Raw genomic sequence first — 19,267 nt, 5'->3', positions numbered from 1 at the left:
TTTCTTTGCCTCATATTCCCGCAGATGACGGGAGTTATTGCACGCTGATTCGTAACGCTGCTGCAGTGGCGAACGGACTTAAGGTGGCGCTTCCTGCCAGGAAGGCCCCGAGGATCGCCAGATAGCCGTCAACCGGCAGCAGCATCTGCGCCGCGCCCACGGCGGCGGTCGCAAAAATTAATAAAGGGATCATCAACGGCAGCACCAGCAGGCTGAGCAATACGCCGCCGCGCCGCAATCCGACGGTCAGCCCGACGCCAATCGCACCAATAAAACTGAGCGTGGGCGTACCCAACAATAGCGTAAGCGCCAGCACTTGCCACTCCGCAACGGAGAGGCCAAACAGCGTGGCGATAAGCGGAGAGATGATTAACAGCGGTAGCCCGGAAACCACCCAGTGCGCGGCGACTTTCGCCAGCACCACCAGCGAAAGCGGGACTGGCATCAGCATCATCTGCTGCAACGAACCGTCCAGCCAGTCATCACGAAACAGCCGATCCATTGCCAGCAGTGAGGAGAGTAGCGCCGCTACCCAGACGATGCCGGGGGCAATTTGCCGCAGCAGCTGTGGCTCAGGGCCAATACTGAGTGGAAACAGCGTGACGATAATCAGGAAGAACCACAGCGGGTTGATAATTTCGGCAAAGTTACGAAAGGCAAGGCGCAGGTCGCGCCAGAAAATCTGCGCGATCATGCCACAGCCGCCTCATATTCATTGAGCGTAATGGTGCGCAACGGGACGCACAGAGGCCGTAAAGGTTGATGGGTTGTAAGAATGACCGCGCCGCCCTGGACGACATGCTGTTCCAGTCGTGAGGTCAGTTTTTGCACACCGGCCACGTCCAGTGCAGTAAAGGGTTCATCTAAAATCCAGAACGTTGTGCGGCTTAGCCACAGTCTGGCCAGCGCCACGCGCCGCTGCTGCCCGGCAGAAAGCTGCGCCACAGCAACATCTTCAAAACCGACCAGTCCGACCTGCTCCAGCGCCTGCCAGCGCATCTCAAGCGATACCTCCGGGTGATAAAAACGCAAATTTTCCTCCGCCGTCAGCCCTCCTTTTACGCCAACCTGATGGCCAAGCCACAACAGTTGACGATGCCAGTCGTCACGCATCCGATGCAGCGGTTTACCCTGCCACAAAATCTGCCCTTCACTCGGCGTTGATAATCCGGTTAGTAGCTGTAATAAAGAGGTTTTTCCTGCCCCATTAGGTCCCGATATTTGGACAACTTCGCCGGGCTGAATAGAACATGATAGGCGGCAAAAGAGTTGACGTTCATCCCGCAGGCACGCAATATTTTTTAATTCAAGCATTAGAAGGCGGATCCAGTTCGGGAGCGCAGAATATTCAAGGATCTACAGTATAGCGAAAGTATGCGTTTCAGTTTGCCAAATATGTTAAAAAATATAAAACGCTTATGATCTGGAACATTATCGTAATATTTATCGCATCACGCATGTTTCATTATTATTAATAAAACCCGCCGACAAAGTGATTCCCGCCATTTTTTCGCCAGCCATCAACCACGTCAACTCATCCGCGCCCTACAAGTGTTCAATTAACATACATAAATGCGGCATATGCATTTTTAATATTAAAACTTAGGAAGGACAGTGCTGATATTAATCTTTTCTCTCTTTGCTTATATGCTAGGTTAATACACGTTTAAAAAACAGGGATAATAAAATGAGTGTTACTTATGTTGTTGTTTTAACCTATATTAAACCGTTAAATGAAGTCGATAGCCTACTTCCCGCCCACGTAGAATGGCTGAAAAAAGGCTATGCGGAAGGTTTATTCCTGGCATCAGGCCGCAAAATCCCACGTTCCGGTGGTGTGATATTGGCAAAATGTGATGATGCTGAAAAACTACAACACTATCTGAGCCTGGATCCCTTCCAGCAGGCTGGCGTCGCGAAAGTTGAGTTGATTCCATTTGAAGCGACCATGACGACTGCCGCCCTAAAAGATATTCTGTAATACCGCTAAAACAAAGCCCGGTTTCCCGGGCCTTGAAGACGGTATACTCATCAATTATAAGCGTTGAGCGTCCGCTGACAGAGGGCCGAGCGAACGCAATCATCTTTACTGAAACGAACGATCCCAACCATTTCATCTTCTTCGAAACGGGCCAGCGCGTCGCTTAGCCCTGAGCGAACGTGCGCAGGTAGATCGCACTGGGTTACATCCCCATTCACAATCACCGTCACATTCTCCCCGAGGCGAGTCAAAAACATCTTCATTTGCGCAGCAGTGACATTCTGAGCCTCGTCAAGAATGACCACGGCATTTTCAAATGTACGTCCACGCATATAGGCGAACGGCGCAATTTCCACCTTACCAATCTCAGGTCGCAGACAATATTGCATAAAGGAGGCTCCCAGACGTTTCACCAGCACGTCATACACCGGGCGGAAATAGGGAGCGAACTTCTCGGAAACATCTCCAGGTAAGAAGCCGAGATCTTCATCAGCTTGCAGAACCGGACGGGTTACAATAATCCTGTCCACGTCTTTATGGATCAGAGCCTCTGCTGCTTTTGCCGCGCTGATCCAGGTTTTACCACACCCGGCTTCACCGGTGGCGAAGATCAGCTGTTTACTCTCGATAGCATTCAGGTAGTGCGCCTGAGCCTCATTTCGCGCCGTGATTGGCGTGGCATCGCGACTATCACGCGCCATTCCGATCGCTTCTACGCCGCCCATCTGCACAAGCGAGGTGACCGATTCATCTTCACGTTGCTTATGGCTACGCGAGTCCCGCCTCAGCACCCGTTTTGCTTCGCGACGAGCTTTGATCACTGCTTTTTGTCTTCCCATGGATAGCACCTTGAGTTGTAGGTATACATCACACGCGCCGTTGGCGGCACGATTATGCGCACGAACATCTGAGGGTTGGCTTCCTTGTAAGCCATTGCTTGCTTTTGGATAAGACGCCACCCACGGCTACGCGCACCGTACAGGGCGTCAGTTACAAGGATAAAAAGTGAAAGGGGGAGATATTTAGCGGTGACGAAGTGGCTACCGGAAGAGAAACGTCCGCGTAAGGTACTGCTGTTACTGTGAAAAACGTGTCCAGTACAGGACTTTTCCATTCGCGATCTCCATAGTGAACAACTATCACCGCCGGGAACTACCGCTGTTACTTATAAGTACATCATAATCTTTCGCTAATGCAACAATATTTTTACTTGCCATTAACTTGATTTTGACTTGTCGCCACAGACAGTCTCTTGCAGAGAGATGACAAAATTATTTCATTCACAGACCGATCATAAAAAATAATTCGTTCATTCATGAAGATGTCAGTAAATGCCCCGCCGCGCTGCGGGGCATAGGTATCAAGCTTCGAGCAAGGTCTGTCCGAGATAATGATCTGCGGTTTTAACTCCCGGCAACGCAAAGAAGTAACCGCCACCAATTGGTTTGACATACTCCTCAAGCGCTTCACCGTTCAGGCGTTTTTGCACCGTCAGAAAACCTTTTTCCAGATCGTGCTGATAGCAGACGAACAACAGTCCCATATCAAGTTGACCGGAATTGGTCACGCCGAGCGAATAACTGTAACCGCGACGCATCATCAGGCTGGACTCGGTCTCCTTCGTACGCGGGTTTGCCAGACGGATATGGCTGTCGAGTGCAATCACCTCACCTTCTGGATCGCTGGCATAGTCAGGCACATCGTGCTCATGCTGCATACCCAGCGGCGCACCGGTGTGTTTATCGCGACCAAAAATCGTTTGCTGCTCTTTCAGCGGCGTGCGATCCCAAAACTCCACGCGGAACTGAATGAGCCGCACGGCCTGATAGCTGCCACCTTGCGCCCACGCAGGTTCGCCCTGCCCGTCCGTAACCCACACCACGTTTTGCATCAGCTTCACATCTGTAGCGTCCGGGTTCGCGGTACCGTCCTTAAAGCCAAGCAAGTTGACCGGGGTCTCTTTCCCTTTACTGCGCGCGGCGTGATCGGAAATAAATCCTTCACGTTTCCAGCGAACGCTGAGCAGATCGGGCGTATGTTTGATGATATCGCGCAGCGCATGGATGACTGTATCCTGCGTGTTGGCGCAAATCTGCAACAGCAGATCGCCATGGCACAGCGCTGCATCCAAAGAATCATTCGGGAAGCGCGTCATTTTTTGCAGCTTTTTCGGCATCTGCGGTTTCAGGCCAAAACGCTCATCAAACAGCGAGGAGCCGACCGACATCGTGATCGTCAGATTGTCTGGTGCAATGTATGCGCCAAGGATACCGGAATCCATCGGCGGTAACCGCGGATTCGGCGTATCCGGCGCTGGTCCACCGGTAGTCAGAAACGCAAATCGCCGGGTTAGCAGCCGGAACAGACGTTCAAGATCGGCCTTATCGCTGGCGAGAACATCGAACGCCACCAGCATCATAGATGCCTGTTGCGGCGTCAGGATCCCCGCCTGATGTTGGCCATAAAACGGCTGCACTTCACTGCGAGCATCAGGAGACAACGTTCCCGGCGCGCTTTGCGGTTTTTGCGCATGGGCAACCGGGCATCCACCTGCCAACGCCAGCGCGCCACCCAAGGCGCCCATTCCTTTCAACAAACGTCGGCGTGACGGTTCGCTCACGCCGTTTTCATTTTCTTGCTGCATAGTGCTTAATCCAGACCCAGAACACCGCGTAATTGTGACAAGTCTTCCGCCAGCGTCGTGATTGGCCCTTTCAGCGCATTGCGATCGGCATCGGTCAGCTTATCATAGGTTTCAAAACCGTCTTTGGTACGATACTTGCTCAGGATGGTATCGACTTTTTTGAAGTTCGCATCCACCTTCGCCAGCAGTTCAGCATTGGATTTTTGTAACTGCGGACGCAGGAGGTTGACAATTTTCTGCGCGCCATCGACGTTGGCCTGGAAATCCCACAGATCGGTATGGCTGTAGCGATCTTCTTCCCCACTGATTTTGCTGGCTGCGACTTCTTCGATCAGCCCAGCCGCGCCACCCACCACTTTAGACGGTGGGAAGGCCAGCTCGCTAATACGCGTTTGCAGCTCAAGGACATCGTGGTTTAACTGGTCGGCGTACTTCTCCATACCTTTGGTGGAATTGTCACCAAACAGCGCCTTTTCCAGACGATGGAAGCCGGTAAATTTCGGATCGGCGGCTTTTTGTTCGTAATCATCTTCCCGCGCATCGATGCTGCCATCGAGATCGGAGAACAGTTCAGCAATCGGTTCAATACGCTCGTAGTGCTGACGCGTTGGCGCATACAGGGATTTTGCTTTTTCTACATCACCGGCTTTAATCGCATCGGTGAAGGCTTTAGTACTCGCTACCAGTTGCGCGGTTTCAGCCGTCACGTAGGCTTTGTACTCGGTAATCGCACCGCCCAGGCTCAACAGAGCATCACTGTGCGCGGCATCCGCTGTAGCGCTTCCTTTTACGATCAATTTGCCTTTCGGGTTGGTCAACAGACCGCAGGTCATATCATATTCGCCAGGCTGCAGGTTGGCCGTCATTTTCTGGCTAAAGCCCGGCGCAATGTTTTCGCGCTCTTCAACCACCATAACGCCTTTGAGGATCTCCCACTCCAGCGCTTTCTGGCTGTGGTTCTGGATGATGAACTGCGTTTTCCCGGCGTTAACCGTGATTGTCATCGGCTCACACTGTTTATCGTTAACCGTGACTTTCACCTGCGGAATATCGGCGGCTTGTGCAGAAAAAACGGATGCAAACAGCGCGGCAATACCTAACTGCAGCGCACTACGGCGAAAGTGAAGCGTCATAACCTGGCCCTTTAAATAAGTATGTTGTAACTAAAAAATATTCTGCCTCGCGTTTTTTTTAAGGTGCGGTACGCGATGCCGTAGTGCCTGAACGCGGCGGTAGTGCAAATATAATTAATGCCGGAATCAGGTAGATAAACCAGACAGCCACTTCACTCACGCTTGGCGCCTCCTGATAGCCGAAGATTCCTTCCATCAACGTGCCAAACAGCGAGTGCGTCGAAAGCACGCTGCTGATGTCAAATGCCACATTCTGAAAATGATTCCATAATCCGGCTTCGTGGAATGCGCGGATAGCCCCAGCAGCGAGTCCGGCGGCCACCAGCAAAATGAACAGACTGGTCCACTTGAAGAATGCCCCGAGATTAAGACGAATACCGCCGAGGTAAATCAGATAACCCAATACCACCGCGGTTGCCAGCCCCAGCATCGCGCCCAGCGGCGGCCAGATGCCGACATCCTGCTGAAACGCCGCCAGCAGAAAGAACACCGACTCCAGCCCCTCGCGGGCGACGGCAAAAAAGACCATCATCACCAGTGCCCAGCCGTGATGGTTGCCGCGCTGTAACGCGTTATCGACAGCCTGTTCAAGCTGGACTTTGACGTTACGTGAAACTTTACGCATCCAGAACACCATCCAGGTGAGGATCACCACGGCAATGACCGCCACGATGCCTTCGAACAGCTCCTGCTCTTTTTGCGGAAATTCCCCGGTGGTTTCGTTGATGAAAATCCCTAACGCCAGGCATAACGCCGCCGCCAGCAAAACACCAATCCACATCACACCAATCCAACGACCACGCTGAGTCCGTTTCAGGTAGCTGGCAATCAGACTGACAATCAGCGCGGCCTCTAACCCTTCGCGCAACATAATTAGAAATGGAACAAACATGCGAAGAACCCTTAAACGTTATTCTCAGTCAATTGATGCAAAGAAAAGTAAATTACAGTGATAGTGATTATCATTACAGGAAAGAAAAACTCAAGCAGAATGTTTTGAGAATGATGACTTAATGTAAAAGGTTAGGCAGGTAATGGTTATAGCGAGCTTGCAGCGTAGGTAATAAAAGCCCCCCACATGCGGCAATGTCATTAAGTTAACGCCTCTGTATCAGAAAGCATCAACCTGTATTCACGAAGGTAATGAACATGCTATTTCAGAGAAAGGATTCCGTTCACCTCATGTACATCGTTTCTCTGAAACACCGATTCCTGTGAACGTGTAAAGGGCGTTCTCCGCCACGCCCTTTACAATCCCAGCTCCCGGCGGGAAAATTGCCGCTCCGCGGTCCCCTCCGTTTATTCCTCCAGACGACCGGGCCGGGCGCGAGGTAGCATCCCTGCAAAGCGCGCCCTGAGCCAGCATCCATGCTGGCTCTCCCGGCCTTACGGAAACACGTCGGCAATTTTCAGCCGGACCAGCCACACCTGACCTCCTGTGTTTTTATTTGAATATGTTGAACAGCAAAAAAGATTTTACTGAAAGTCAGAGCGTTGAAGCGATGACCCCGGTCCGGCTGAAAATCGATGAGGCGTTGACGGCTGACCTGGTCTGTCCGCAGGGATGCGGACAGAGGGGACGGCCTGCAGGGACGCAGGCTCGGCCCCGACCCGACAGGCAGACGGCATAAGACGAATGAATCGCGCAGCGACGATTTTCCCGCCGGGAGCCTGGGATGCAAGGGAGGCGGCGGTGAGCCTCCCTTGCACGTTCACAGGTATAGCGATATCAGAGAAGCAATGCACATAAGGTGAACGGAAACTAATTCAGGGTAAAACGTTCTCCATACAGGCTTAACCGAACGGTATTGCGCACACAGCGGGCCTGAGGACAAAGGCAGATTATTCTGCCTGTAAACGAGACGGCGGCGCGGAGTGATAATGCGCGTCAGCCTCGGCAAAACGTTGCTGCATTGCGGTTGAAGGCGCTTTACCCAACAGACTAAAGACGACAATACCAATGCTGCCGAAAATAAAGCCAGGGATGATTTCATACAGACCCAGCCAGGCAAACTGCTTCCAGACGATTACCGTCACCGCGCCGATGATCATCCCTGCCAGCGCGCCGTTGCGGGTCATGCGCGACCACATTACCGAGAACAGAACCACCGGACCAAACGCCGCGCCAAAGCCAGCCCAGGCGTAGCTTACCAGACCCAGCACACGGTTCTCCGGGTTTGCCGCCAGCGCGATGGACACCAGGGCCACAACCAGCACCATGATACGACCAATCCACACCAGCTCTTTCTGGCTGGCATTTTTACGCAGGAACGCTTTGTACAAATCTTCGGTGATTGCGCTGGAACACACCAGCAACTGGCAGCTCAGGGTCGACATCACCGCCGCGAGGATCGCAGACAGCAGAATACCGGCAATCCACGGGTTGAACAGGATTTGCGCCAGTTCAATAAACACACGCTCAGCGTTCTGATTAACGGCACCTGCCAGCGACGGGTTGTTATTAAAGTAAGCGATACCGAAGAAACCAACGGCAACTGCGCCGCCCAAACACAGGATCATCCAGGTCATGCTAATGCGACGTGCATGCACAATGCTATGGTGAGAATCTGCCGCCATAAAGCGCGCCAGAATATGCGGCTGGCCAAAGTAGCCCAGGCCCCAGCCCATCAGAGAAATGATGGCAACAAAATTCAGCCCTTTGAACATGTCTACGTTCTCAATGCTCTTTTGTTTAATCACTTCCAGCGAATCATCGAATCCACCCACGCCGATAATGACCATGACCGGCGTCAGGATCAGAGCAAAGATCATCAGGCTGGCCTGAACGGTATCAGTCCAGCTTACCGCCAGGAAACCACCAATAAAGGTGTAAATGATCGTCGCGGCCGCTCCCGCCCACAGCGCTGTTTCATAGCTCATGCCAAAGGTGCTTTCAAACAGACGCGCCCCTGCCACAATTCCTGAAGCACAATAGATGGTGAAAAACAGCAGAATAACCAGCGCGGAGATAATCCGCAGAATGCGGCTTTTATCTTCAAAGCGACCGGTAAAGTAATCCGGTAACGTCAGGGCATTATTATTGTATTCGGTGTGTACGCGTAAACGTCCGGCCACCAGCTTCCAGTTGATCCATGCGCCCAAAATAAGGCCGATGGCGATCCAGCTTTCTGAAATCCCCGACAGGAAAATCGCGCCAGGCAGACCCATCAGCAACCAGCCACTCATATCGGATGCGCCAGCAGATAACGCGGTCACGAATGGACCCAGGCTGCGTCCACCCAGAATGTAATCGTCAAAGTTTTTGGTTGAACGCCATGCAATAAACCCTATCAATATCATGCCGAAAATATAGACACAGAATGTCACTAACATCGGTGTGCTAATAGCCATCAAAACTCTCCAAAATTATGTATCAGCAATGCCGTGGCTTGCCGTTTTATTACCCTGCCGGAACGTGGCAAAGATATCTATGTTTACCAGGCGACCGTATCCTGCCGGAAGCGATGGTCATTCACAATCGATTTAACACACCATTTACATCAAAATTGATCCAGAGTAGATAGCATTTTTCTGTAGGTTGCACTCTCTCACACTTTTCTTGGTTGCACCTTTGAAAAGTGTTAACTACCGCAGAGAAAAAGATTCCGTAATTTTTATTCGCCCTGTCACGACCCCCATCTTTATTAACATTTCATTCATTTTCAAGCTTGCAAACCACGTCACATTTAACACGGTTGCACAAAGTTGCAACATAGTGGATATTTCTCGGTAACTATCAGACCCGTATTTCAGTACAACAGGAGTAAACGGCATGGGAACCACCACGATGGGGGTTAAGCTGGATGACGCCACTCGCGAGCGTATTAAAACAGCCGCATCACGAATCGATCGCACACCGCATTGGCTGATCAAGCAAGCCATCTTTAATTATCTCGAAAGACTGGAAAATGACGATGCGCTTCCTGAACTGCCGGCCCTGCTGGCGGGCGCGGCGAATGAGGGTGAGGAGTCAACCACGCCACAGAATGAAACGCATCAACCTTTCCTGGAATTTGCCGAACAAATTCTGCCGCAGTCTGTTTCCCGTGCGGCTATCACCGCCGCGTACCGCCGCGCCGAAACCGACGCCGTGCCGATGCTGATGGAGCAGGCACGTCTGCCGCAACCCATCGCCGAGCAGGCGCATAAGCTGGCGTACGATCTGGCGGACAAACTGCGTAACCAGAAGGCCGCCAGCGGTCGCGCCGGAATGGTACAAGGTTTATTGCAGGAGTTCTCCCTTTCTTCGCAGGAGGGCGTGGCGCTGATGTGTCTGGCGGAAGCCCTGCTGCGTATTCCCGATAAGGCAACCCGCGATGCGTTGATCCGCGACAAAATCAGCAACGGTAACTGGCAGTCGCACATTGGGCGTAGCCCGTCTCTGTTCGTTAACGCGGCGACCTGGGGACTGTTGTTTACCGGTCGTCTGGTTTCTACGCATAACGAAGCCAGCCTCTCCCGCTCGCTCAACCGTATTATCGGCAAGAGCGGCGAACCTTTAGTGCGTAAAGGCGTCGACATGGCGATGCGCCTGATGGGCGAACAGTTCGTCACCGGAGAAACCATCGCCGAAGCGCTGGCTAACGCACGTAAACTGGAAGAAAAAGGTTTCCGCTACTCCTACGACATGCTGGGCGAAGCGGCGCTAACCGCCGCCGATGCCCAGGCTTATCTGGTTTCTTACCAGCAGGCGATCCACGCCATTGGTAAAGCATCTAACGGACGCGGCATTTATGAAGGGCCCGGTATCTCTATTAAGCTGTCGGCGCTGCATCCGCGCTATAGCCGCGCGCAATATGACCGCGTGATGGATGAACTCTATCCGCGCCTGAAATCGTTGACACTGCTGGCCCGTCAGTACGACATCGGTATTAATATCGACGCCGAAGAGGCTGACCGACTGGAGATCTCCCTCGATCTGTTGGAAAAACTGTGCTTCGAACCCGAACTGGCGGGCTGGAACGGTATCGGCTTTGTTATCCAGGCCTACCAGAAGCGCTGCCCATTTGTTATCGACTATCTGATCGATCTCGCCACCCGCAGTCGCCGCCGCCTGATGATCCGTCTGGTTAAAGGCGCATACTGGGATAGCGAAATCAAACGTGCGCAAATGGACGGTCTGGAAGGCTATCCGGTTTATACCCGTAAGGTGTATACCGACGTTTCCTATCTGGCCTGTGCGAAAAAACTGCTGGCCGTACCGAATCTGATCTACCCGCAGTTCGCCACCCATAACGCCCACACGCTGGCGGCGATTTATCAGTTAGCAGGGCAAAACTATTATCCTGGTCAGTATGAGTTCCAGTGCCTGCACGGCATGGGTGAACCCCTGTACGAGCAGGTTACAGGCAAAGTCGCGGATGGCAAACTGAACCGTCCATGCCGTATTTATGCGCCAGTAGGTACGCACGAAACCCTGCTGGCGTACCTGGTGCGTCGTCTGCTGGAAAACGGTGCCAACACCTCGTTCGTCAACCGCATTGCTGACACCACTTTGCCGCTGGACGAACTGGTTGCTGATCCGGTCGAAGCCGTGGAAAAACTGGCGCAACAGGAAGGCCAGACAGGTTTACCGCATCCGAAGATTCCCCTGCCGCGCGACCTGTACGGTAAAGGCCGGGAAAACTCAGGCGGACTGGATTTGGCTAACGAACATCGTCTGGCCTCGCTGTCCTCTGCCCTGCTCAATAGCGCGTTGCAAAAATGGCATGCCAAACCGATTCTCGAGCAGCCGGTTGCTGACGGTGAAATGACCCCGGTGGTTAACCCGGCCGAGCCAAAAGACATTGTCGGCTACGTGCGTGAAGCGACTCACAGCGAAGTGGAACAGGCATTACAAAACGCCGTCAATAATGCGCCAATCTGGTTTGCGACGCCGCCACAAGAGCGCGCCGCTATTTTGCATCGCGCCGCCGTTCTGATGGAAGGCCAGATGCAGCAATTGATTGGCATTCTGGTGCGCGAAGCGGGTAAAACTTTCAGCAACGCCATTGCAGAAGTGCGCGAAGCGGTAGACTTCTTGCACTACTATGCAGGCCAGGTGCGCGATGACTTCGATAATGAAACCCATCGTCCGTTAGGCCCGGTGGTTTGTATCAGCCCGTGGAACTTCCCGCTGGCCATTTTCAGCGGGCAGATTGCCGCCGCGCTGGCCGCAGGCAACAGCGTACTGGCAAAACCAGCGGAACAAACCCCGCTGATTGCCGCCCAGGGTATCGCTATTTTACTCGAAGCGGGCGTACCGCCGGGCGTGGTACAACTGTTGCCAGGCCAGGGCGAAACCGTCGGGGCGCAACTCACTTCCGATGAGCGCGTACGCGGCGTGATGTTTACCGGCTCGACGGAAGTCGCCACGCTGTTACAACGCAATATCGCGACCCGCCTTGATGCTCAGGGCCGTCCAATCCCACTTATCGCCGAAACCGGTGGCATGAATGCGATGATCGTCGACTCCTCAGCGCTGACGGAACAGGTGGTGGTCGACGTGTTGGCTTCTGCTTTTGACAGTGCCGGACAACGCTGCTCCGCGCTGCGCGTCCTGTGTCTGCAGGACGATATTGCCGACCACACGCTGAAAATGCTGCGCGGGGCGATGGCGGAATGCCGCATGGGTAATCCGGGTCGCCTGACTACCGATATTGGGCCGGTTATCGATGAAGAAGCCAAAGCCAATATTGAGCGCCATATTCAGGCCATGCGCGCCAAAGGACGTCCGGTATTCCAGGCCGTGCGTGAGAACAGTGACGATGCACGGGAATGGCAAACCGGTACCTTTATCGCTCCGACGCTTATTGAGCTGGAAAGCTTCGATGAATTACAAAAAGAGGTGTTTGGTCCGGTACTGCACGTCGTGCGTTACACCCGTAACAATCTGGGCAGCCTGATTGAACAAATTAATGCCTCCGGCTACGGCCTGACGCTTGGCGTCCACACCCGTATCGATGAAACCATCGCTCAGGTCACCGGTTCAGCACATGTGGGGAACCTGTACGTTAACCGTAATATGGTTGGCGCCGTCGTCGGGGTGCAACCATTCGGTGGCGAAGGCTTGTCAGGAACCGGACCAAAAGCAGGTGGACCGCTGTACCTGTACCGCCTGCTGGCTAACCGCCCGGAGAATGCGCTGGGCATTACGCTTGCCCGTCAGGATGCAGACTATCCTGTCGATGCGCAGCTCAAGGCGGCTCTCGTGCAACCGCTGGAAGCCCTCACCGAATGGGCCGCCGATCGTCCGTCGCTGCGTGCGATTTGCCAACAGTTTGGTGAACTGGCGCAGGCCGGAACGCAACGTCTGCTGCCAGGACCAACCGGAGAGCGCAATACCTGGACGCTGTTACCGCGCGAGCGCGTACTGTGTATCGCTGATGACGAGCAGGATGCGCTGGTACAGGTTGCCGCCGTGACTTCGGTGGGAAGCTTAATTCTGTGGCCTGATGATGCGTTCCATCGCGAACTGGCAAAACGTCTGCCAGTTGCAGTCTCCGGGCGGATTCAGTTTGCCAAAGCGGACAACATCACCACGCAGCCGTTCGATGCCGTTATTTTCCATGGCGATTCCGATCAGCTTCGCGCGCTGTGTGAAGCGGTGGCGGCCCGTGAAGGGGCGATTGTGTCGGTTCAGGGCTTTGCCCGCGGCGAAAGCAATATCCTGCTTGAGAGGCTGTATATTGAACGCTCCCTGAGCGTCAATACCGCCGCCGCCGGAGGCAACGCCAGCCTGATGACAATCGGCTAAGGTTGTGGTTAATTAAGGCTCCGGTAACGGGGCCTTTTTTATAAAGTCAGAGGGAAACATGAAACGAATTTTACTGACATGTGCAGTGCTGCTGCTGAGCGGTCAGGCACTGGCAGATGACTGCGCCAACGCGAATAATCAAGCTGAAATGAACACCTGTGCGGCAGAGCAGTTTAAAGCGGCAGACGCCAAACTTAATGAAACGTATCAGAATGCGCTGAAGCGCGCCGCCCCGACCCAGCGCGATTTACTGAAAAAAGCGCAAACTTCGTGGATAACCCTGCGCGATGCAGACTGTGCGTTAATCAGTTCCGGTACCGAAGGCGGAAGCGTCCAGGCGATGATTTCCAGCCAGTGTTTAACGGATAAGACCAACGAGCGCGAAGCGTTTCTCGCCTCGCTTTTACAGTGTGAAGAAGGCGATTTAAGCTGTCCGCTACCGCCTGCCAGCTAACGCACGCGGATCCCTTCGATAATCATCCGCTGTACGCTCTCAACGGTCTGGTTAAAAAAGGCTTCATCACGCAGCGTTGCGCCCGTTACCGCCTCTACCTGTGGGGCAAAGTCTGCATAATGTTGTGTTGAAGCCCAAATCATGAAAATCAGATGGTGCGGATCGACAGGAGCCAGTTTCCCACTGCTTACCCATCCGGCAATCAACGCCGATTTATCATCAATCAACGTTTTAAGATCACCCGTTAATTCAGCCATCAACAATGGCGCGCCCGCCAGCATCTCCATGCAGAATAACCGGGAAGCCTGCGGGTAATCGCGCGACACTTCCAGCTTAAGGCGAATGTATTCTTTAATGGCCACCAGCGGCGCAAAGTCTTCGCGAAACGCCTTCAGCGGTGCCAGCCAGATATCAAGAATTTGCCGTAAAACGGCAATATAAAGCACCTCTTTTGACGGGTAATAATAGAGCAGATTAGTTTTTGACACCCCCGCCTGCTCTGCCACCTGTTCCAGACGCGTACCGTGGATCCCATATTGGGAGAAGATATTTAATGCCGCGGTTAAAATAGCCTGACGTTTAGCATTGACGGCCTGCGAGCGTTTACCGTTTTTTTTCTCTGCGCGTTGGACCATGCGCCCTCTCCTTCTTATGAGGGCGTCAGCATACCAAATCACACGGTGAATGGTTAAATTAAAGCGATTCAGGAGGCGCCGTCTGCGGCTGCGATTTTTTCTTCTTGAACTTCAGTTCGCTGACCAGCACGCCAACAATAATGAATGCTGCGCCTAACAAAGCCAGTAGCGGTAGGCGTTCACCCGCCAGACGACCAAAGATCCCCGCCCACACCGGCTCTCCGGTATAGATGACCGTCGCCCGCGTCGGCGAAACGCTGCGCTGCGCCCAGTTCATGGTGACCTGAATAATCGCGCTAAAAATGCCTAATCCCAGCGCGACCACCAGCAATCCTGTCGACATCGGCGGTACAGACTCTCCTGCCGGGGCCATGGCAATAAACGCCACCACAGAAGCGGTTGCCAGTTGCACCACCGTTACCCGACGCACATCTACTTTTCCTGCCCACGCGCTAATCAGAATAATTTCTGCCGCAATTGCCACCGCGCCCGCAAGCGTGATCCACTCACCTTCACCCAGCGCCAGTAAATTCCCCCCCGGCCCGGCAAGAAAAATCAACCCGATAAAGGCCAGTACAATCCCGACACACGGCATTAAACCTGGCATACGCCCCAGACACAGCCATTGCAACAGCGGCACCAGCGGTACATACATCGCGGTAATAAACGCCGATTTACTGCTAGGAATAAACTGCAAGCCCCAGGTTTGCAGGCTATAACCCAGCGCTATCGCAATGCCGATCGCCACGCCGGCTTTAACCTCCAGCCAGGTCAGCTTATGCAACGTTCGCCACGACAGAAGCGCAACGGCCAGCGCAGCAGTCGCAAAACGCACACCGACAAAGAAAAAGGGCCCGCTCAGAGTAACGGCATATTGCACCGCCAAAAACGTTCCACCCCAGAACATGGTGATCACAATGAGGATCGCCTCCTGAGGTTTAACAGAAAAGGAATAACGAGAAAGTAAAGACATGAGACACCCGATTAACAGAATGTCATTAGTCTGCGTTGCGTTTTGTTACAGTTCAACCTTGCAGACAAAAAAAACCGCCGGAAGATCCCGGCGGCGGTGGCTTCGTGGCGGCTAATAAGATGAAACACGAGACCGTCACGACATAACTAACAGGCAATGCAATAATTACGATTTATTGTTGCCGTGGCTATTTTTGCCCCCTTTCTTGCCTGCTTCTGAAGCGCGTTGCGGGTCATTCTTAAAGTTGCCCCCGCTGTGCTGGCCACCTTTTCGACCTGCTTCTGATGCTCTTTCGCGGTCTTCCGCAAAGTTACCGGAACCGCCTCGATGGTTTGCCATTACTGACCTCCGTCATTGATTAGACATCATATTGCATAGGTACTGAGGAGTGATACCTCAACGCAGCGTCTGGGCGATGCCCTTGTTTTCGCTACGTGGAATTAAGCTTAGTGAAGACCGGCCTGTTGACCAGCAAACTGTAATATCCTGCAACAGGATCCGCCGCATAACCAAAATAATAACATCAAGAAATCAATAAGCCTTTCTTATGACTACCGAATTTCTCCCGGTTAAATATGTATCATTTTGCAACAAAAGAGGATGTTATAAAAATTGTTATAAATCAAAGAAGTGTTTGTGAAATTTGCACTCCTGACAGTACGTCATATCTTTATAGGTAGGTAGCGAATCGCTACGGACACGGTTAACTCGAGGAGTAGTGTAAAATGGCAAAAGTTCTGGTGCTTTATTATTCCATGTACGGACACATTGAAACTATGGCCCATGCAGTTGCAGAAGGCGCGAATAAGGTAGACGGCGCAGAAGTCATCATTAAGCGTGTACCGGAAACCATGCAGCCTGAGATTTTCCTCAAGGCGGGCGGTAAAACACAAAATGCACCAGTCGCCACCCCGCAAGAACTGGCTGATTACGACGCCATCATTTTTGGTACCCCGACACGCTTTGGCAATATGTCCGGCCAGATGCGTACCTTTCTCGACCAGACTGGCGGGCTGTGGGCTTCCGGCGCGCTGTACGGCAAACTCGCCAGCGTATTCAGCTCAACGGGGACCGGCGGCGGTCAGGAACAAACCATTACCTCAACCTGGACGACGCTTGCCCACCATGGGATGGTGATTGTGCCTATCGGCTACGCAGCGCAAGAGCTGTTTGATGTCTCACAGGTTCGCGGCGGTACGCCTTACGGCGCAACCACTATCGCCGGAGGCGACGGCTCCCGTCAGCCAAGTCAGGAAGAGTTGTCTATTGCCCGCTATCAGGGTGAATATGTCGCAGGTCTGGCAGTAAAACTCAACGGCTAATCTTCAACAGGAGGATTCGAATGCCAACTCAAGAAGCGAAAGCCCATCACGTCGGTGAATGGGCAAGTCTGCGCAATACATCGCCGGAAATAGCCGAAGCCATTTTTGAAGTCGCGCATTATGACGAGAAACTGGCTGAAAAAATTTGGGAAGAAGGTAGTGATGAGGTGCTCATCAAAGCCTTTGAGAAAACAGACAAAGATTCGCTCTTTTGGGGTGAACAGACTATCGAACGCAAAAACGTCTAGCGCTCTGACTCCCCCGCTCGCACGGGGGAGTTTTTCTTTTACTTCGCCGCCTCATTCAACACGCTATCGAACTTATCGATCGGGCAAAAGCCGTTCGCATCTATCGGACACCCTTTCAGCTCCAGGGTCACGCGCTGCGCCGGGGATTTCAGCGTCAGGACATCCGCATTACGCAGTTGCTGCGAGCTTTGATAGACATATTCGATTTTCATCAGATCACGATTCGCCTTGCTGTCATGCCAGCGCTGGAAGACAATCTTCCCGCCGATCGGCGTACGCTCGTTCTGATCGTGAAGCTGGTACGGTTTGAAATCCAGCGCGGTGAGCAGCGAAGCAATGTTTGAGTCATGCCCCACCAGCACGGTTATTTTCGGCGCTTTCGCGCGTTCGGTAACCAGCGCATTATCAATATATTTCACCAGCGGTTTGGCGACGTTCTGCGCGACTTCCGGCGAGGTGAACAGGCTGTCCTGATAGCCATTTTTCAGCTTCGACAGCACCTTCCACTGTTGATCGGACTTAATTTCCCCCCAGGCGACCTGGTCCATCGGGAAACCTTCGTAATATTGCAGCGTAAAAGCATCGACCAGCGAGTTCCCCACCTTTAATGGTCCTGACACCCCCGGCTCCTGCTGGTATTTGGCGCTGAACGTATCTTTAGCGTCGGTCAGGGAACACTGCTGTTTTTCTTTGCAGGACGGCGAGTCTTTGTAGTCGGTCATTTGCTCAAGCAATTGATAGCTGTCGCTGAGCTGCATTTTGCTGCGCTCTTTTTCCATCGCCTGGACGGCCTGCTGGCTGAAGGCGGCAGAATCATCGGTGATCACCGGGTTAAAGGTGGGATCCATGGTACCCATTTTTTCCTGATGATGAACTGGAACGTCACACCCCGGGAATGCGCCAGTGACAAAGAACTGCGCCGTAGCAACCGTACGCTGCAGGCTATTCGCATAGGTATAGACCGTGTCCGGAGCCGGACATTCGCCCGTTTTCACCATCCCTTGCTCTGCCAGCCACTCACGCATGTAGTGACCCATATAGACTTCCAGCACGCCGCCTTTGGTGGTGAGTTGCCCGCCTGGAACATCCCATTCCGGCCATTGTTTAGGCGTGGACTGCTCAAGAACGCTGCCGTTATTGGCTAAAGGTGCACGTAAGTTATGCCGACTCATCATCAATACTTGCTGAAGCTGATAGCCTTCCGGCGCGGTCTGCGCGTACGCGGCGCCTGACACTAATACAGCCCCTGCCACGGCTGCGGCGATTAACGATTTATTCATCCCTACGACCTCTTGTTGTTATCAATCACAACAGAGTGTGACAGAAACAGGACATTTTTCCGGGAACGCTTTCGCAAAACAGGGCATCTACCGTGTTGTTTTAATACCGAACTCGCTATTGAGTTTGCGGATCCCTAGTGGGGTAAAGGTGACATGGCGACTACCGGTCTGCGTTTTAATCCACTTTTGTTCGGTAAACCAACGTAGCAGCGTTGCGCCAAGCACGCCGCCAGGATGGTAACGTCGCTCACTCCAGTCCAGACAACCGCAGGCTAATTTCCGCCGTGCTGAGCCAGTAAAGAGGACGATCCCCATTTCCGTCAGCTTTTCCTGCCCGAGTTCAGTTAGCGTTTCACCATCCGGCGTTAACCACTGACGGGAAACGAACGTATCAAACAGTCTCACCGCCACTTCTCCGGCGAGATGGTCGTAGCAGGTGCGGGCATGCCGCAAGCTCAGGGGCGTGGTGATTTTTCGAGGGGTAGATGTCGCCCACGCCACCCCCATCAGTCGTTCCAGCAGCTCAGCAATCTCTGCGCCTGCGAGGCGAAAATAACGATGCCTTCCCTGAGCGAGCGCCACCACAAAATGTTGCTCGCACAAACGCGCCAGATGGGCGCTGGCGGTTGAAGCGGATACATCCGCGACAGCGCTGAGTTCGGTCGCGGTCCAGGCGCGGCCATCCATCAGCGCGCACAGCATACGCGAGCGCGATTTATCGGCCATGACTGCTGCAGTGAGCGCCATGCGCGACTCCAGTTCGCCCTCTTCTTCCTTTAACATCACCGATGCCATAGTGACCTCGTTGGCCCTGAATATCTGAATTAACGATGCCATGAAAGCGCGCTTAAGTCACCGAAGG

At 53.2% G+C, this 19,267-nt stretch carries 18 protein-coding genes; 5 read left to right on the top strand and 13 right to left on the bottom strand.

Translation table 11 applies throughout. The features are described 5' to 3' along the window. Positions 1–34: 34 nt before the first annotated feature. Both ccmB and ccmA read right to left on the bottom strand, forming a co-directional pair. Entirely contained in the window at positions 35–694 is a 660-nt protein-coding gene (gene ccmB, locus FDW96_RS22035) for a heme exporter protein CcmB (RefSeq protein ID WP_079224734.1), read from the bottom strand. Then, positions 691–1,314: a cytochrome c biogenesis heme-transporting ATPase CcmA gene (gene ccmA, locus FDW96_RS22030; RefSeq protein WP_061381819.1), complete on the bottom strand. Its 624-nt coding sequence runs from the start codon at positions 1,312–1,314 to the stop codon at positions 691–693. Before ccmA ends, ccmB begins: the two co-directional genes overlap by 4 nt. A 373-nt stretch (positions 1,315–1,687) precedes the next feature. Here ccmA and FDW96_RS22025 point away from each other — a divergent pair, with 373 nt between their 5' ends. Next, positions 1,688–1,981: a YciI family protein gene (locus tag FDW96_RS22025; RefSeq protein WP_042309397.1), complete on the top strand. Its 294-nt coding sequence runs from the start codon at positions 1,688–1,690 to the stop codon at positions 1,979–1,981. Positions 1,982–2,031: 50 nt separating this feature from the next. Here the strand turns inward: FDW96_RS22025 and phoH are convergent, their stop codons facing one another. From phoH to putP, 6 genes are all read right to left on the bottom strand, one after another. After that, positions 2,032–2,820, bottom strand: coding sequence for a phosphate starvation-inducible protein PhoH (gene phoH / locus FDW96_RS22020; RefSeq protein ID WP_061381820.1), 789 nt, complete (start codon positions 2,818–2,820; stop codon positions 2,032–2,034). After that, the gene (locus FDW96_RS25110) at positions 2,799–3,095 is read right to left on the bottom strand and encodes a hypothetical protein (RefSeq protein WP_042309399.1); all 297 of its coding nucleotides are present in this window, start codon (positions 3,093–3,095) and stop codon (positions 2,799–2,801) included. The genes phoH and FDW96_RS25110 overlap by 22 nt, the downstream gene beginning before the upstream one ends. 246 nt (positions 3,096–3,341) lie before the next feature. Further along, positions 3,342–4,625 (bottom strand): iron uptake transporter deferrochelatase/peroxidase subunit, encoded by a 1,284-nt coding sequence (gene efeB / locus FDW96_RS22015; protein WP_061381821.1) that lies wholly within the window; start codon positions 4,623–4,625, stop codon positions 3,342–3,344. Positions 4,626–4,630: 5 nt separating this feature from the next. After that, positions 4,631–5,758, bottom strand: a complete 1,128-nt coding sequence (efeO, locus tag FDW96_RS22010) for an iron uptake system protein EfeO (protein WP_137366309.1) — start codon at positions 5,756–5,758, stop codon at positions 4,631–4,633. A 58-nt stretch (positions 5,759–5,816) separates the two neighbouring features. Continuing rightward, positions 5,817–6,650 (bottom strand): iron uptake transporter permease EfeU, encoded by an 834-nt coding sequence (gene efeU, locus FDW96_RS22005; RefSeq protein ID WP_042309404.1) that lies wholly within the window; start codon positions 6,648–6,650, stop codon positions 5,817–5,819. Between the two features lie 950 nt (positions 6,651–7,600). Beyond that, positions 7,601–9,109 carry a sodium/proline symporter PutP gene (gene putP, locus FDW96_RS21995; protein WP_038639556.1) on the bottom strand — a complete coding sequence of 503 codons (1,509 nt, stop codon included), beginning with the start codon at positions 9,107–9,109 and terminating at the stop codon, positions 7,601–7,603. Between the two features lie 421 nt (positions 9,110–9,530). Between putP and putA the strand changes: the two genes are divergently transcribed. Then, positions 9,531–13,493, top strand: a complete 3,963-nt coding sequence (putA, locus tag FDW96_RS21990) for a trifunctional transcriptional regulator/proline dehydrogenase/L-glutamate gamma-semialdehyde dehydrogenase (protein ID WP_137366308.1) — start codon at positions 9,531–9,533, stop codon at positions 13,491–13,493. Positions 13,494–13,551: 58 nt separating this feature from the next. Further along, entirely contained in the window at positions 13,552–13,947 is a 396-nt protein-coding gene (locus FDW96_RS21985; RefSeq protein WP_137366307.1) for a lysozyme inhibitor LprI family protein, read from the top strand. Here the strand turns inward: FDW96_RS21985 and rutR are convergent. The 3 genes from rutR to FDW96_RS21970 all read right to left on the bottom strand — a co-directional run bounded on the left by rutR (position 13,944) and on the right by FDW96_RS21970 (position 15,894). Next, positions 13,944–14,582, bottom strand: a complete 639-nt coding sequence (gene rutR / locus FDW96_RS21980; RefSeq protein ID WP_042314113.1) for an HTH-type transcriptional regulator RutR — start codon at positions 14,580–14,582, stop codon at positions 13,944–13,946. The genes FDW96_RS21985 and rutR overlap by 4 nt on opposite strands. 58 nt (positions 14,583–14,640) lie before the next feature. Next, positions 14,641–15,555, bottom strand: a complete 915-nt coding sequence (locus FDW96_RS21975; protein ID WP_042314115.1) for a DMT family transporter — start codon at positions 15,553–15,555, stop codon at positions 14,641–14,643. Positions 15,556–15,720: 165 nt separating this feature from the next. Continuing rightward, positions 15,721–15,894, bottom strand: a complete 174-nt coding sequence (locus tag FDW96_RS21970; RefSeq protein ID WP_003036022.1) for a general stress protein — start codon at positions 15,892–15,894, stop codon at positions 15,721–15,723. A 386-nt stretch (positions 15,895–16,280) separates the two neighbouring features. Here FDW96_RS21970 and wrbA point away from each other — a divergent pair, with 386 nt between their 5' ends. Continuing rightward, the gene (gene wrbA / locus FDW96_RS21965; RefSeq protein ID WP_003036019.1) at positions 16,281–16,877 is read left to right on the top strand and encodes an NAD(P)H:quinone oxidoreductase; all 597 of its coding nucleotides are present in this window, start codon (positions 16,281–16,283) and stop codon (positions 16,875–16,877) included. A 20-nt stretch (positions 16,878–16,897) separates the two neighbouring features. Continuing rightward, complete coding sequence (locus FDW96_RS21960; RefSeq protein WP_038639537.1) at positions 16,898–17,125, top strand: YccJ family protein; 228 nt, start codon at positions 16,898–16,900, stop codon at positions 17,123–17,125. A gap of 38 nt (positions 17,126–17,163) precedes the next feature. Here FDW96_RS21960 and agp read toward each other — a convergent pair whose 3' ends face one another. After that, complete coding sequence (agp, locus tag FDW96_RS21955; RefSeq protein WP_042314118.1) at positions 17,164–18,405, bottom strand: bifunctional glucose-1-phosphatase/inositol phosphatase; 1,242 nt, start codon at positions 18,403–18,405, stop codon at positions 17,164–17,166. A gap of 87 nt (positions 18,406–18,492) precedes the next feature. Then, positions 18,493–19,200, bottom strand: a complete 708-nt coding sequence (locus FDW96_RS21950) for a helix-turn-helix transcriptional regulator (RefSeq protein WP_079224745.1) — start codon at positions 19,198–19,200, stop codon at positions 18,493–18,495. Positions 19,201–19,267: the final 67 nt, after the last annotated feature.

The sequence above is a fragment of the Citrobacter sp. TBCS-15 genome (assembly GCF_005280815.1).
Classification (GTDB): domain Bacteria; phylum Pseudomonadota; class Gammaproteobacteria; order Enterobacterales; family Enterobacteriaceae; genus Citrobacter; species Citrobacter werkmanii.
The sequence above is the reverse complement of the archived record's forward strand: the minus strand, read 5'-3'. Positions and strand labels throughout refer to the sequence as shown.

Bases quoted from the DNA above. Each gene is read 5' to 3' on its own strand.
- ccmB (WP_079224734.1), bottom strand. From the start codon at position 694: ATGATCGCGCAGATTTTCTGGCGCGACCTGCGCCTTGCCTTTCGTAAC.
- ccmA (WP_061381819.1), bottom strand. From the start codon at position 1,314: ATGCTTGAATTAAAAAATATTGCGTGCCTGCGGGATGAACGTCAACTC.
- FDW96_RS22025 (WP_042309397.1), top strand. From the start codon at position 1,688: ATGAGTGTTACTTATGTTGTTGTTTTAACCTATATTAAACCGTTAAAT.
- phoH (WP_061381820.1), bottom strand. From the start codon at position 2,820: ATGGGAAGACAAAAAGCAGTGATCAAAGCTCGTCGCGAAGCAAAACGG.
- FDW96_RS25110 (WP_042309399.1), bottom strand. From the start codon at position 3,095: ATGGAAAAGTCCTGTACTGGACACGTTTTTCACAGTAACAGCAGTACC.
- efeB (WP_061381821.1), bottom strand. From the start codon at position 4,625: ATGCAGCAAGAAAATGAAAACGGCGTGAGCGAACCGTCACGCCGACGT.
- efeO (WP_137366309.1), bottom strand. From the start codon at position 5,758: ATGACGCTTCACTTTCGCCGTAGTGCGCTGCAGTTAGGTATTGCCGCG.
- efeU (WP_042309404.1), bottom strand. From the start codon at position 6,650: ATGTTTGTTCCATTTCTAATTATGTTGCGCGAAGGGTTAGAGGCCGCG.
- putP (WP_038639556.1), bottom strand. From the start codon at position 9,109: ATGGCTATTAGCACACCGATGTTAGTGACATTCTGTGTCTATATTTTC.
- putA (WP_137366308.1), top strand. From the start codon at position 9,531: ATGGGAACCACCACGATGGGGGTTAAGCTGGATGACGCCACTCGCGAG.
- FDW96_RS21985 (WP_137366307.1), top strand. From the start codon at position 13,552: ATGAAACGAATTTTACTGACATGTGCAGTGCTGCTGCTGAGCGGTCAG.
- rutR (WP_042314113.1), bottom strand. From the start codon at position 14,582: ATGGTCCAACGCGCAGAGAAAAAAAACGGTAAACGCTCGCAGGCCGTC.
- FDW96_RS21975 (WP_042314115.1), bottom strand. From the start codon at position 15,555: ATGTCTTTACTTTCTCGTTATTCCTTTTCTGTTAAACCTCAGGAGGCG.
- FDW96_RS21970 (WP_003036022.1), bottom strand. From the start codon at position 15,894: ATGGCAAACCATCGAGGCGGTTCCGGTAACTTTGCGGAAGACCGCGAA.
- wrbA (WP_003036019.1), top strand. From the start codon at position 16,281: ATGGCAAAAGTTCTGGTGCTTTATTATTCCATGTACGGACACATTGAA.
- FDW96_RS21960 (WP_038639537.1), top strand. From the start codon at position 16,898: ATGCCAACTCAAGAAGCGAAAGCCCATCACGTCGGTGAATGGGCAAGT.
- agp (WP_042314118.1), bottom strand. From the start codon at position 18,405: ATGAATAAATCGTTAATCGCCGCAGCCGTGGCAGGGGCTGTATTAGTG.
- FDW96_RS21950 (WP_079224745.1), bottom strand. From the start codon at position 19,200: ATGGCATCGGTGATGTTAAAGGAAGAAGAGGGCGAACTGGAGTCGCGC.